This is a genomic window from Candidatus Bealeia paramacronuclearis, from assembly GCF_035607555.1.
GTDB lineage: Bacteria > Pseudomonadota > Alphaproteobacteria > UBA9655 > UBA9655 > Bealeia > Bealeia paramacronuclearis.
Genome location: NZ_JAVHWZ010000001.1, coordinates 201,954 through 214,743, shown reverse-complemented (window position 1 = coordinate 214,743; position 12,790 = coordinate 201,954). Strand labels below are relative to the sequence as shown.

At 43.2% G+C, this 12,790-nt stretch carries 12 protein-coding genes; 6 read left to right on the top strand and 6 right to left on the bottom strand.

The annotated features are described in order from the left end of the window. Window positions 1-15: 15 nt before the first annotated feature. The 4 genes from ppdK to Bealeia2_RS01065 all read right to left on the bottom strand — a co-directional run bounded on the left by ppdK (window position 16) and on the right by Bealeia2_RS01065 (window position 6,037). A complete protein-coding gene (gene ppdK, locus Bealeia2_RS01080; RefSeq protein WP_331255322.1) occupies window positions 16-2,706 on the bottom strand; it encodes a pyruvate, phosphate dikinase in 2,691 nt (896 codons plus the stop codon). A 2-nt stretch (window positions 2,707-2,708) separates the two neighbouring features. After that, window positions 2,709-4,787, bottom strand: coding sequence for a glycine--tRNA ligase subunit beta (glyS, locus tag Bealeia2_RS01075; protein WP_331255321.1), 2,079 nt, complete (start codon window positions 4,785-4,787; stop codon window positions 2,709-2,711). After that, complete coding sequence (locus tag Bealeia2_RS01070) at window positions 4,780-5,676, bottom strand: glycine--tRNA ligase subunit alpha (protein ID WP_331255320.1); 897 nt, start codon at window positions 5,674-5,676, stop codon at window positions 4,780-4,782. Before Bealeia2_RS01070 ends, glyS begins: the two co-directional genes overlap by 8 nt. A 184-nt stretch (window positions 5,677-5,860) precedes the next feature. Further along, window positions 5,861-6,037, bottom strand: a complete 177-nt coding sequence (locus Bealeia2_RS01065; protein ID WP_331255319.1) for a hypothetical protein — start codon at window positions 6,035-6,037, stop codon at window positions 5,861-5,863. Window positions 6,038-6,587: 550 nt separating this feature from the next. On the opposite strand from Bealeia2_RS01065, the gene Bealeia2_RS01060 reads away from it, so the two are divergent. The 3 genes from Bealeia2_RS01060 (at window position 6,588) to Bealeia2_RS01050 (ending at window position 8,263) form a co-directional block, all read left to right on the top strand. Then, a complete protein-coding gene (locus tag Bealeia2_RS01060; RefSeq protein WP_331255318.1) occupies window positions 6,588-7,697 on the top strand; it encodes a leucine-rich repeat domain-containing protein in 1,110 nt (369 codons plus the stop codon). A 100-nt stretch (window positions 7,698-7,797) separates the two neighbouring features. Further along, window positions 7,798-7,974: a hypothetical protein gene (locus Bealeia2_RS01055; RefSeq protein ID WP_331255317.1), complete on the top strand. Its 177-nt coding sequence runs from the start codon at window positions 7,798-7,800 to the stop codon at window positions 7,972-7,974. Between the two features lie 31 nt (window positions 7,975-8,005). Further along, window positions 8,006-8,263, top strand: a complete 258-nt coding sequence (locus tag Bealeia2_RS01050; RefSeq protein WP_331255316.1) for a hypothetical protein — start codon at window positions 8,006-8,008, stop codon at window positions 8,261-8,263. Here the strand turns inward: Bealeia2_RS01050 and Bealeia2_RS01045 are convergent. Beyond that, window positions 8,260-9,231, bottom strand: a complete 972-nt coding sequence (locus Bealeia2_RS01045) for an IS701 family transposase (RefSeq protein ID WP_422388038.1) — start codon at window positions 9,229-9,231, stop codon at window positions 8,260-8,262. The two genes, Bealeia2_RS01050 and Bealeia2_RS01045, sit on opposite strands and share 4 nt — an antisense overlap. Before the next feature lie 98 nt (window positions 9,232-9,329). Here Bealeia2_RS01045 and Bealeia2_RS01040 point away from each other — a divergent pair, with 98 nt between their 5' ends. Genes Bealeia2_RS01040 through Bealeia2_RS01030 form a run of 3 tightly spaced genes read left to right on the top strand, consistent with a single transcriptional unit; the run spans window position 9,330 to window position 12,195 of the window. Continuing rightward, window positions 9,330-9,632: a J domain-containing protein gene (locus Bealeia2_RS01040; protein WP_331255315.1), complete on the top strand. Its 303-nt coding sequence runs from the start codon at window positions 9,330-9,332 to the stop codon at window positions 9,630-9,632. Continuing rightward, window positions 9,629-10,567, top strand: a complete 939-nt coding sequence (locus Bealeia2_RS01035) for a MoxR family ATPase (RefSeq protein WP_331255314.1) — start codon at window positions 9,629-9,631, stop codon at window positions 10,565-10,567. The genes Bealeia2_RS01040 and Bealeia2_RS01035 overlap by 4 nt, the downstream gene beginning before the upstream one ends. Beyond that, window positions 10,558-12,195, top strand: a complete 1,638-nt coding sequence (locus Bealeia2_RS01030; protein ID WP_331255313.1) for a cobaltochelatase CobT-related protein — start codon at window positions 10,558-10,560, stop codon at window positions 12,193-12,195. The genes Bealeia2_RS01035 and Bealeia2_RS01030 overlap by 10 nt, the downstream gene beginning before the upstream one ends. Here the strand turns inward: Bealeia2_RS01030 and upp are convergent. Further along, window positions 12,141-12,785, bottom strand: a complete 645-nt coding sequence (upp, locus tag Bealeia2_RS01025; protein WP_331255312.1) for a uracil phosphoribosyltransferase — start codon at window positions 12,783-12,785, stop codon at window positions 12,141-12,143. The genes Bealeia2_RS01030 and upp overlap by 55 nt on opposite strands. Between the last annotated feature and the right edge of the window lie 5 nt (window positions 12,786-12,790).

Genomic DNA, 12,790 nt, shown 5'->3' with positions numbered 1-12,790 from the left:
AAAGTAAAATCCTTTCTATGCGACTTTTTCAGATAAGCCTTCGGTGATGCGTCCAAATCCGATCGCAGCTTTTGCAGCCGCCAATCGTGCAATGGGAACGCGGTAAGGGGAGCAAGAGACATAATCTAGCCCCGTCTTTTCAAAGAAGTTGATGGAGAGCGGATCTCCACCATGTTCACCACAGACGCCCAATTTGAGTGCTGGATTTGTTTTGCGACCTTCTTGGCAGGCAAATTTCACAAGCTCTCCCACTCCCGTTTGATCGAGGGAGGAAAACGGATCTCGATCCAAAATTCCTAGTGCTCGATATTGCGGAACAAAACTTCCAGAATCATCCCTGGAAATTCCCATGGTCATTTGTGTAAGATCGTTCGTTCCAAAACTGAAGAATTGAGCATCAAGCGCAATTTTGCCAGCCTTGAGTGCTGCCCGTGGCAATTCGATCATTGTGCCTATGAGATAGGTAAAATTTTGTCCCAAATCACGTTCAGCCTCTTCTGCCACTCTTAAGACAAGCGCTTTTAAATATTTGAACTCACCGGCAAGAGCAATCAAAGGAATCATGATTTCAAGTTGAACGGATTTTCCTGTTGTCTTTTGAGCTAAAGCTGCGCCTTCAAAAAGAGCCCGAACTTGCATTTCATAAATCTCAGGATAAGTGACGCCCAGCCTACAGCCTCTGTGCCCCAGCATGGGGTTTTCTTCATGAAGTTCTGAGACTCTTTGTTTGATATAAGATTCGGACATGTGAAGAGATTTAGCTAATTGCGCGATCTCAACGTCACTGCGAGGCAAAAATTCATGAAGAGGAGGATCCAAAAGGCGCACGGTCACAGGAAGCCCTTCCATGGCTTCAAAAATGGCCGCAAAGTCATCGCGTTGAATAGGGAGAAGTTTGTCCAAAGCTTTTTTCCGTGCTTCCAAGTCTTTGGCGAGAATCATTTCACGGACCCACAAAATACGATCTGCATCAAAGAACATGTGCTCAGTTCGGCATAAGCCAATACCTTCGGCTCCCAATTTTCGAGCTTGTAGCGCATCATGAGGTGTGTCCGCATTTGCGCGTACTTTAAGATGGCGGAGCTCGTCCGCCCATCCCATTAAAGTTTCAAAATCATGAGAGAGTTTCGCTTCTGCAAGTTCAGCTTCACCGATGAAGACTTCACCTTTGGCGCCGTTTAAAGTGATAAAATCACCCTCTTTGATTTTGACGCCACCGGAAGTCATGACTTTGTCTTCGACATCGATGTTGATGTCTTGAGCGCCCACAATGCAAGGGCGCCCCATTCCGCGGGCGACCACGGCCGCATGGCTTGTCATGCCGCCGCAAGTGGTGAGAATCCCTTGAGCGGCATGCATGCCGTGAATGTCTTCAGGGCTGGTTTGAGGACGCACCAAAATAACGGGAACGCCATCCTTAGCCATTTGCTCGCAGTCTTCTGACGTAAAATAAACGCGACCCACTGCAGCACCGGGAGAAGCTGGTAAGCCTTTTCCAAAAAGAGGAAGCTCCGCGTTGGGCGCAATCCCCGGATGTAAAAGTTGCTCAAGTGTTTCTGGATCAAATCTTCGGATGGCTTCTGCCTTATCAATGAGTCTTTCTTGGACCATATCTACGGCAATTTTAAGGGAGGCTTCTGCGGTGCGTTTTCCATTGCGCGTTTGAAGAAGCCAGAGCTTACCCTTTTGAATAGTGAATTCGATATCTTGCATATCGCAATAATTTTTCTCAAGGCGATCTTGAAGAGTCATCAATTCCTTGAAGACTTTTGGCATAACGCGTTCCATTGAACGTTCTGCTAATACTGGATCATAATCTGCAATAATATGAGCAGGTGTGCGAATTCCTGCGACGACATCCTCACCTTGCGCATTGATGAGATATTCTCCAAAAAATTCTTTCACACCTGTGGAGGGGTTGCGGGTAAAACCCACGCCTGTACCCGAAGTGTTGCCTTGGTTTCCAAATACCATGGCTTGAACGATAACGGCAGTTCCCCAATCTTCAGGGATATTGTTGAGTCTGCGGTAAGTGACAGCGCGTTGATTATTCCAGCTTCCAAAAACAGCGCTAATAGCACCCCAAAGTTGATCATGCACATCTTGAGGGAAGGGCTTTCCTGTTAAGGCCAGAACTTTTTCTTGATACGCCTCAATGATGTGTTGAAGATTTTCAGGTTTTAATTCTCCATCGTCTTTTACATGAAGCACGCGTTTATATTCGGCTAGAATCGTCTCAAAGTGGTGAATATCAATTTCAAGAACCACATCACCATACATTTGAATGAAGCGACGATAACTGTCATAGGCAAATCGGGCATCTGCGCTTAATTCGGCTAAACCTTTGACGGTCTCATCATTGAGGCCCAAATTCAAAACTGTATCCATCATGCCGGGCATGGAAGCCCGCGCTCCGGATCTTACAGAAACAAGAAGTGGATTTTTTGGATTTCCAAATTCTGCCTCGACCTGTTTTTCAATATCTTTGAGGGCGGTGTCCGCTTGGGCTTTTAAATCAGAAGGATAAAATTTTTTATTTTTATAAAAATAGGAACAGACTTCCGTTGAGATAACAAATCCCGGAGGAACTGGAAGTCCCAATTGGGTCATCTCGCAAAGTCCGGCCCCTTTGCCGCCTAAAAATCCCCTTTTATCTGTGATGGTTGAGGGGAGTTCTTCAGAAAATCCGTAAACCCATTTTGTCATTTTTATCCCTCCAGTTTTGAGAAGTCTGCCACTTGGATGAGCGCATGATAAATAAGCGCCAAAAGTTTCAGTCGATTTTGCCGAATCTCAAGATTGGCGTCATTGACGGTTACACGCTCGAAGAAGTGATCAATTTCAACGCGCAGTCGGGCTAATCGGGACATTGCCGTATCATAAAGCGCATCATTCATAAGTTGCTCGAGCTCAGGTTTCAAATCCTCAAGGGCTCCAAACAGTGTTTTCTCCTCAAGCTCTAAAAAGAGATGAGGCTGAGGCGTTGGCGTATAAGAAGTCTTATCTTTGCCTTCCTCAATCTTGAGAATATTCGTGGCACGTTTAAATCCGCTTACGAGATTTTCTCCGTTTTCAGTCACCAAGAAAGAATCGAGAGCTCGCACGCGTTTGGCAAGGCGTGTCAAATCACCTTCCTCTTGAGCCAAGGCCAAAACTGCATCCACATGATCATACGCACTTCCCCCTTGGTCGCGAAGGAAGAATTTGAGACGCTCCATCAAAAACACCCAAACAAGACCTAGTGTTTCGTCTTGAGAATTGAGTTTTTCAGGTGTGCCCCAGGCATATCCCTGATAAGCTATTTTCAAGAGCGCTTTTAAATCAAGCGCAAAGGGAGCTTCTAAAATTAGCTGAATCAAGCCCAAAGCCGCACGTCTTAAAGCAAATGGATCTTTCGACCCTGTGGGCGTGATGTTGATGCCAAAAAATCCGACAAGACTGTCAATACGATCGGCAATTGCCAAAGCAATACTTAATGCATTTTCGGGAACTTGATCACCACTGCCTTTAGGCCAGTAATGTTCTTCGATGGCTTGAGCTACCGCAGTTTTTTCCTTTTGCTGAAGGGCATAAATACGCCCCATAATGCCTTGAAGTTCTGAAAATTCACCAACCATTTGGGTGGCCAAATCTGATTTGGAAAGGAGAGCTGCGCGATCCCCCTCTTGAATTTCAAACCCACCTATGGGTGCCAAATACGCCATCAGTTTTTGGAGCCGCTCAACCTTTTGTGCAATCGTGCCCAATTGGGCATGAAAAAGGCGTTGGTGCAAAGATGCATTATAAGAGGGGAGAGGTTTTTTGAGATCTTGCTCATAGAAGAATTTTGCATCGGAAAGCCGCGCACGAAGCACGCGTTCGTTTCCAATCACAACAGTTTTCCCCTGATCTTTTGTGGTTGTATTGGCCACAAATAAAAATGCAGGCGCGAGTTTTCCCTCGTGATTTCTTAAGGGAAAATAACGTTGATGAACGCGCATGGGCGTTATCAAAACTTCTTCGGGCAAATGCATGAATTGAGGATCAATCGATCCTTTGAGCACTACCGGCCATTCTACAAGGCCTGTCACTTCATCCAAAAGAGTCACATCTTCAGAAAGTTTTACATTCTCGTTTTGTGCAAGTTTGTGAAGATCCTTTTCAATTGTCTTGCGGCGTTCTTCAAAATCGAAGATGACGGAATTCTCTAAAAGTTTCTTTTTGTAATCTTCAAAATTGGAGACGGTGAAATCTCCAGAACTTAAAAAGCGATGTCCTAAAGTTGAGCCGCTTGATGCCACTCCTACATAAGTCATGGGCAGCGTTTTTTCTTCAAAAACGGAGAGAAGCCCGCGCAAAGGTCGCACCCACGTCTCAGGTCCTTGCCAGCGCATGGATTTAGGCCATTTGAATTCTTTTAAGATTCGCAAAGCCACGTCCGGCAAAACGTCCGCTGTTTTTTGACCGGATTTTTCAATGACGGCAAAGTAAAATTCTGATTTCCCAACTTCCCGAACTTCACATTGATCCAATGTGAGTCCTGTGGACTTCATAAACCCCTGAAGAGCCATTTCATTCGCGTCCGTGCGTGGGCCTTTGCGTTCTTCTTTTTGTGCGGGCTGCTCCAAAGCAAGGCCTTCCACCACAAGAACCAATCGTCGTGGTGTCACAAATGTTTTGAGCGAGGAAAAATTGAGTCCCGCATTTTCCAAAAACTGACTGGCCAAACGGGCCAATTGATCTTGTGCGCCACGCTGCATCCGGGAGGGAATTTCTTCCGATAAAATTTCAAATAACCACTCAGCCATGAGCCACCTTTAATGTATTTTGATTTTGAGAAACGCCTTCCATCCAGAGTTCGCAGCACGTCCGTGCCAGCGTCCGGACGCGGCCGATATAATTGGCACGCTCGGTGACACTCACAACACCGTGGGCATCCAAAAGATTAAAAAGATGACTGGCCTTTAGACAATATTCATACGCGGGCAAAACGAGTTTGACATCAAGAAGTTTGAGGCACATCGTTTCCGCATCCTCAAAATGACGGAGAAGCATGGGCGCATCCGCATGCTCAAAACTGAAAGCCGAAAATTCTGCCTCCATTTGATGGCACACATCCCCATAAGTCATTTTTTTGTCCCCCTCGGCGCCATTCCAATCCAGGTCATAGACATTTTCAACGCCTTGAAGAATCATAATGAGGCGCTCCAAACCGTAGGTGAGCTCAACAGGAGTCGATTCACAAGGGAATCCCCCCATTTGTTGGAAGTATGTAAATTGGGTCACTTCTTGCCCATCACACCAGACTTCCCAGCCCAAACCTGCCGCTCCCAAAGTGGGACTTTCCCAATCATCTTCGACAAAACGAAGGTCATGAAGGTTTGTGTCAATGCCAATTTCTTTCAAGCTTTGAAGGTAGAGATCTTGGATATTGTGTGGGGCAGGTTTTAAGAGAACTTGATATTGATGATGGCGATACAAACGATTAGGGTTTTCTCCATAACGCCCGTCCGTAGGGCGGCGGGATGGTTGAACATAAGCACATCTCCAGGGCTTAGGACCTAAGGATTTTAATGTGGTTGCGGGATGAAATGTTCCAGCTCCCACTTCTCCATCATAGGGCTGTAAAATCACACAGCCTTGTTTAGACCAAAACTCTTGAAGTTTTAAAATGACGGATTGAAAATCAAGGCGCATTCGTATCCCACACTTAAGTTTATTTGACGCTAAGCTACCTAAGAAAATCCCCCAAGGTCAAGGAAAAGAATAGGGTTGGGCAGAGGCTCCTTTTACAGTAGGATTGTTGTCATGATAGAGGAAATTCTAAAACGTGCATTGACAATGAATAGTTCGCTCCGTTGAGAGTGTTCAATTAACAGTGTCAACGGTTAAACATAGACCCCAGTTGGAGCCTTGCTTCAAAATATACATCGAGCTGAGAAATCGTCAAAGCCCAATTTTGCAAAGGCGCTATACATTTCTCTGTAATTTTTTGAATTGCACAATAAATTAGGTTAAAAAAACGCAGATTTACTTGTAAAAGTGCTTTGGCAATCATCGGATATGTCCCCCCCCCCCCCTCATCACTCAAGAGCACGGCCTTAATCCGACCACAGACACGTCGATCACGTTCCCGACGCTGTTGGCCTTTTAGACTGGCTCTTTCTTTTGGGGTCAAAAAATTCTTCCTCTTTCTTTGCTGAACCATTTCCACATGTTTTTCAAACCTTTATCTCTAATCTTCATTCGCGATGGGTATAGCTTAACATCCTGTCCGAATTTTCGGGGTCACTTCAAAAGTAAAAGAAAAACGGGACTCGATTAAGCTCCTTAGAAAAACAACAGCCTGGGATAACGCTCAGCTTATCAAAATCTTACACCACAGCTTTTCTCTTTAAATGAGGCAATCCTGGGTGATTAGCGTTTCTTCGTTGACAGATGGAGTTATAATATGCTTCGTTGTTTTTTAACTCAGGAGCTCGAGTTTTTGTATGTTAAAATCCTCTTTTTTATTGAATTTTAGCATCCTATTGCCGCTCTTGACTTTCAATGCCTTATAATAAAGGACGTGTAGTAAGATCAAAGTGTTAATTAAGGAGATTTTTTTTATGATGTGTCTTAAAAACAAATCAATTTTCCAAGCAGTGCTTTTGTGTTTTTCTTCAATTTTGCCCCTTAATGCTGTGGGTTATGAATTGGGGAATGATTATGAGGTTTCGCCAAAAACAATAAGATTGGAGCATTTTGGCGCTGTTCGTGGTCTGAAAAAAAGAATTGAGAGCAACGCAATAAAATGTAATCAGCTGCATTTAGATTGGAATAAATGGGAAACAGATACGCAATATAATATGTTACCAATGGCAATTAATACATTGGCAGGTGAATTAAAGGACAACCCAGGGATCACCTCTTTATCATTCGCAGGGACGATTCTTTTTGAGGATTCTGTAAAAGCTTTAGCTGAGTTGATCAAAAAAAATAGCCAAGTGGTGTCTTTAACTGTTTCCCCAGGAAAAACACTTAAAAAGGCAGAAAGTAAAAATTTTTGTGATATTTGGAAAAAGGTTAACGCCTCTGGTATTAAGTCATTTACGGTATGGAATAGCTTACTAACAGACGAAAATCTTAATGCTGTATCAAAAGACTTAGAAACCAATCGTACTCTTAAAAGTTTTAAAATGGAGTTTCCCGTCAATTGGGTCAGTTCACAAAAGATTCATTTTCAAGAGGCCACCATCCAAAATCTTTTACAAGCCCTGAAGGAGAATTCCACTCTTAAATCCTTAACCTTAAAGGGCGTGGAGATTACGCAAGAAATAATAGAAATGGTAGATTCACCTTTAAAGATCAATGAGACTGTTTTTAATTCAAAACGTAATGATGGTTTACTTAAAAAGAAAAGAAGATTATCTCAAGAAATAAAACAATTAAAGATTCTTTTAAGCGAAACTGAAAAATCAAACGGAAACAAACGCAAAATGGGAAACAAAAGGGTTCGTGCGATTTTTCGTATCGGTCAGTTAAAAAATGAGCTTAGTGCCGTGAAAAAGAAGCTAGAAAATAAACGTAAGGCTGAGGAAACAATTTTCACCCTCAAAAAGAATCAGTCCCAAAAACAAGAACAACAGTTTGTATCTACAGGAAATGCGGTACAAGATTTGATACTTTATATTAAGAAGAATAAGCCTGGATTTAGGCTAAAGCTTGAGTCTCTTTAACAACTTGCTACTTTTTGGAGTTTTCCAAAAGGCAGCTTGATCATAATTTTGCTCAAAACAATTTCAGTTAAAGATTTTGCAATGAATTTGGCGAAATGACATGGATGTTGAAGAATTTTTCCAAAATGTAGGCAAAACAGAAAACCAAAAGCACATAAACTTGATAAATATTTTTTCTCATTTTAAAGCCCTTCTCGATGACTTGAGTATTCCCGTTTTTAACTCTGAGTTGATTGAATCGTCAAATTGCAAAATACATGCCTTTCTTCACACTTGAACAAAGCTCTTTTTTTCGCCTATATGAAAGCATGAAAAAAATGCGCCCTCATATTGATCTTCACGATTTTAATCCCACGCCTCAAAAGACGCGATTGTGTGATCATGGGGGATGCGAACAGGAGGGTGAATATCGGGCGCCCAAAAGTCCTCACAATCTTCGAGAGTACTACTGGTTTTGTTTGGAGCACATTCGTGATTATAACAAATCTTGGGATTATTATAAGGACATGCCACCTGAGGAAATTGACACGAGTTACGCAGTTTGCAGCAAAAGGGTGGGAATCTAAGCGAAAGACATGAGTTTTGTTATTTCTCTAGAGATATCATGCTTAATAACATCCCACTGCTGCTGATAAAAAGAGAAGCCTCCAGCAAGTCGTCTTTTAAATCTTTGAATCCAAGCCGAAATGGCAAGAAATATATGATTTCTTTGGGCTCGTCCCGTGCGAGACTGACAGCGTTCAAGACCGCATGTTTGCTTTAATTCCCGATGATAAACTTCGATTTTCCAACGCGATTTCATGACCAGTTCAATATGATCACGAGAGGGATTATCCCTATTGGTTCCGATATAATCCGTGCGACCGTTTTTGGCAACAAACCGGAAAACAGTAATCCATCCATATCCGCGTAAGTGAACTTTCAGTCCTTCATCTGGAATGTCCAGCTTTTCAAGAGTTTCTCCACGATTCACTTTCCTGTTTTTCTTCAACCCCATCACCCATGTCCAGCCTATGGATTCAATGGCCTTCAGATTATTCAAGCTCGAGTACCAAGCGTCTGCAACCACGTCATCCGGATTTATCCCTCTGTCTTGAGCCAGCTTTAACATTTCCCTGAAATGGTCATTCTTGCTTTTGCCATCGCTGGCTTTATCATAAATACGATAATCAACAGGAATAGAGTCATGACTCCTCAGGCCATGCCATACCAAATTGACAAGACCTATCCCCGCAATAACATCATGGGCATTCCCAGAATACTGATAATGCACAAGCTCTATCTTCTCGCTCCGATTTTTATCCAAAATTGTATCGTCACATACTAAAAAACAAGGTTCTTTCTTGTTAATAAGAGATTGAGTAAGATTCCACACTCCGCTCGGACGCAATGCACTAGAACTCAACCATCGATTGACGCTGTCATGCGACAATGGAATCGGTGACACCTCCGAAAGTGCCAACCCTGAATAGCGCACACTGCTGGCTTGTAAAAATGAACGATAAAGTGATTTTGTGCATTTGTGTCGAGACATCATTTCTTCTCATTTAATAAATATTCCCTCTCACCTTATCTCTTCTCTCTTCTCCTGCAAACTGCGTAACTCGTGTTGAGCTCAGTCGCATTTCCGCCATGACCTGGGATCGTCCGTCTTGGCCCTTAGGTGCTAATAAGTTAAATTTGAATTTTACATTTGCAGCCGATCTTGATCTTAATGCCCATCGTCCCCAACCCAAGGCTATCCCCAAAGAATTGAAGGATGCGCTTCAGGAATTCGATCTGACCTTTCCAGCTACATGGGATGAGGTGAAAAAGATATATAAAAAGCTTGTCAAAAATCATCATCCGGATAAACATGGGGGAGCCAAAGAAGCTGAAGATAAACTTAAAAAGATTAATCAGGCTTATGCCACCTTAAAGAAGTTTTTCAAATGACCCAAATGCAAGAACCCGTCTCCACAGAAACCCTTTTTGGAATGGGATTAGCCATTCAGTCGGTGACGCCGTTTCAACATGTAACTTCTTATGTGCCAGATCGGGATGTAGCCTACCAATTCGATCCTAAAACCACAGAAGCGATCCTAGCCGGATTTGTGCACAACAAGCGTGTTTTGGTTCAGGGATTCCATGGCACGGGAAAATCCACTCACATCGAACAAGTGGCCGCACGCCTCAATTGGCCGTTGGTCCGAATTAATTTGGATGGTCAAATTAGTCGTCTTGATTTTCTGGGACGTGATGTCATCACCCTTAAAGATGGCATGCAGGTCACGGAATTAGTTCCTGGTATTCTTCCCTGGGCCATTGAACATGGCGTGGCATTGGTGTTCGATGAATATGATGCGGGTCGTCCTGAAATTATGTTCATTCTTCAACGTCTTTTGGAGAACAATGGAAAATTGGTTTTGATTGATCAAAATCGCATTCTTGAACCTCATCCCCATTTTCGACTTTTTGCAACGGCCAATACGTTAGGTTTGGGTGATACCTTGGGTCTTTATCATGAGACCAATCTTTTAAATCAGGGTCAGCTTGATCGCTGGAACATCATTGTTCAATTGAATTATTTGGAGCTTTCTCAAGAGCTCAAAATTCTTCAAGCGCGATTCCCCAGCTATCAGGAAGGTAACAATATTGAACTTGGTGCCTCTATGATTCGGTATGCGGGATTGACTCGAACCGCGTTTATGGCAGGAGATATTTCCGCGGTAATGTCACCTCGGACCGTTTTGAATTGGGCAGAAAATATCGAGATCTTTGGAAGTCTCAAACGCGGACTTGAACTCTCCTTTATTAATCGATGCGAGGATCTCGAGCGTTCCCTTTTGCATGAATTTTATCAACGCTGTTTTGGCGAAGAATGGAATTAAAACCACCCTCATCAGATCAACTTCAGGCAACCGCACGTGCGCTTTCTCAAGACCCTGGTTTTGATGAGACGTCAGAATCTTTGGTATCTCGGGGACAGGCAGATTTTGAGGGATTCTGGCACGGATATCACGATGACTCTTTGGACAGGTCTTACCTCAAGAGTGCTCTTTACCCCTATTTGACAATTTGTGAGGAGGAGCGGTGCCTGTCTTTGGGGGCTAAACGTTATCTGGGAGCTTTTCATAATTTAAAAGATTTTAGACCCTCTCTTTTAGAACAAGATTTACGAACAGAAATTCGAGAAGCGCTTTTGAACTCCAAAAAAGAGTCGGACTTTTTCCTCCTTCAAAACCATTTGGAAAACCAAAAAGAGTTTGCGGAAGAAGCGCTCAAAATTCTCCGGATGCGTTTTCCAGAAGTTGAGACAAAATCAGAATCAACAGCTGGAAAAAACAAAGACTTGGAAATATCAGAAGATGAATTTGTGCTCCAAGATTCAGAAGCCGAATCGTCTGGAATTGAAGACGACGCCTCCTTTTCTCAAAAGGCCACCTCAAGCGAAGGAAGAGAGGTCCAAGAAAAAAATGCGGCGGAATCTTCAAAATCTTCCATTTCCTCAACGCATCACGTACATGCTTATTATGCGCGCCACTATCAAGTTTTCATTAATGCTTTTGATAAGGTTCTCCATGCCCAAGACTTGGCTTCGGGAGAGGAATCTCAAAAACTTTGGCAAACGCTCTCAGATGCCCTTCATGCTCAAGATCCTAGCCACAAAAGCTTTCATGATGCGACTGTTAAACTGAAACATATTTTAGAAAGCCGCACGGAAATTATTCGTTATCTCGATCAAGAAGAAGGAATTTTAAACACCCCCCGATTGGCCCGATTATTAACATCTCCTTTGCGACCACTGGTTTATTTTGAAGAAGAAATCAGACCCAGATTAGATACTACTATCACGCTTTTGATTGACAATTCTGGCTCTATGCGGGGGCGCCCCATTTTGCTTGCGAGTTTGGCCGCGTATCGATTGGGAATGCTTTTGGATAAATGCTTTATCCCCTTTGAAGTTTTAGGATTCACAACTCAAGAGTGGAAGGGTGGTCATTCCCGTCATGAGTGGGTTGAAAAAGGAAAGCCAGAGAATCCGGGGCGGCTGAATGATCTTCTTCATATTGTCTATAAACCTTCACGCCTTTCCTGGCGGAAAACCCACCGCAACTTGTCCTTCATGCTGAAAGAAAGTTTGCTTAAAGAAAATATTGATGGAGAAGCTCTCATTTGGGCTTATGAGCGACTTTTAACGCGACCGGAAAAACGCAAAGTTCTGATTGTAATTTCCGATGGAGCGCCTGTGGATGACTCGACGCTTTCCACAAATGGCATGGATTTTTTGGATATTCATTTAAGGTCAGTCACAAAAACGATTGAGACTCAAAATAAGGTTGAACTTTTTGCCATTGGCATTGGGCATGAGGTTAATAAATTTTACACAAAATCTACCGTCATTAATTCCGCCGAAGAGTTGGGAGAAACCCTTTTTCAAAAAGTTTTGGATCTTTTGTCGGGTCAATATGTCCCAAAAAGACGATCCCCGGCATCCCCAAGACCTGGCTCAATATAAGCTTTTGCGTTCAAGCAATCATCCAAGGCGGCCGCATAAATTGGAATAGTGGGATAGCTTTTATTGAAGGTTTCAATCCCTTCAGGGGCCGCAACCAGTGCCAAGAATTTAATCTTCTCAAGAGCAACTCCATGCCGCACCAAAATATCTATGGCATAAACGGCCGAATTTCCGGTGGCTAACATTGGATCCACCAAAATAAACATACGATCATCAACAAACGGAAGCTTGACCAAATATTCAACAGGTTTTTTTGTCTCAGGGTCGCGGTAAAGCCCTATATGCCCTTCATAAGCAGTTGGCATTAATTCCAAGAGCCCATCGGCCATGCCAAGTCCTGCGCGCAAAATAGGCACAATGGCGACCATCTCGCCTGCAATTGTGGGGGCTTTCATGGACATGAGCGGCGTTTCAATTTCAATTTCACGGATGGGCATGTCGCGTGTGATTTCATATCCCATGAGTAAAGAAATTTCTCGTAAAAGCGTTCGAAAGTCTTTCTTGTTCGTTTCCTTTTTTCGCATTTGGGTCAGCTTGTGCTGAATGAGCGGGTGCTTTATAATGCGAAGGTTGGGAAAATTATGAATCATTGGCG

Bases quoted from the DNA above. Each gene is read 5' to 3' on its own strand.
- ppdK (WP_331255322.1), bottom strand. From the start codon at position 2,706: ATGACAAAATGGGTTTACGGATTTTCTGAAGAACTCCCCTCAACCATC.
- glyS (WP_331255321.1), bottom strand. From the start codon at position 4,787: ATGGCTGAGTGGTTATTTGAAATTTTATCGGAAGAAATTCCCTCCCGG.
- Bealeia2_RS01070 (WP_331255320.1), bottom strand. From the start codon at position 5,676: ATGCGCCTTGATTTTCAATCCGTCATTTTAAAACTTCAAGAGTTTTGG.
- Bealeia2_RS01065 (WP_331255319.1), bottom strand. From the start codon at position 6,037: ATGATTGCCAAAGCACTTTTACAAGTAAATCTGCGTTTTTTTAACCTA.
- Bealeia2_RS01060 (WP_331255318.1), top strand. From the start codon at position 6,588: ATGATGTGTCTTAAAAACAAATCAATTTTCCAAGCAGTGCTTTTGTGT.
- Bealeia2_RS01055 (WP_331255317.1), top strand. From the start codon at position 7,798: ATGGATGTTGAAGAATTTTTCCAAAATGTAGGCAAAACAGAAAACCAA.
- Bealeia2_RS01050 (WP_331255316.1), top strand. From the start codon at position 8,006: ATGAAAAAAATGCGCCCTCATATTGATCTTCACGATTTTAATCCCACG.
- Bealeia2_RS01045 (WP_422388038.1), bottom strand. From the start codon at position 9,231: ATGTCTCGACACAAATGCACAAAATCACTTTATCGTTCATTTTTACAA.
- Bealeia2_RS01040 (WP_331255315.1), top strand. From the start codon at position 9,330: ATGACCTGGGATCGTCCGTCTTGGCCCTTAGGTGCTAATAAGTTAAAT.
- Bealeia2_RS01035 (WP_331255314.1), top strand. From the start codon at position 9,629: ATGACCCAAATGCAAGAACCCGTCTCCACAGAAACCCTTTTTGGAATG.
- Bealeia2_RS01030 (WP_331255313.1), top strand. From the start codon at position 10,558: ATGGAATTAAAACCACCCTCATCAGATCAACTTCAGGCAACCGCACGT.
- upp (WP_331255312.1), bottom strand. From the start codon at position 12,785: ATGATTCATAATTTTCCCAACCTTCGCATTATAAAGCACCCGCTCATT.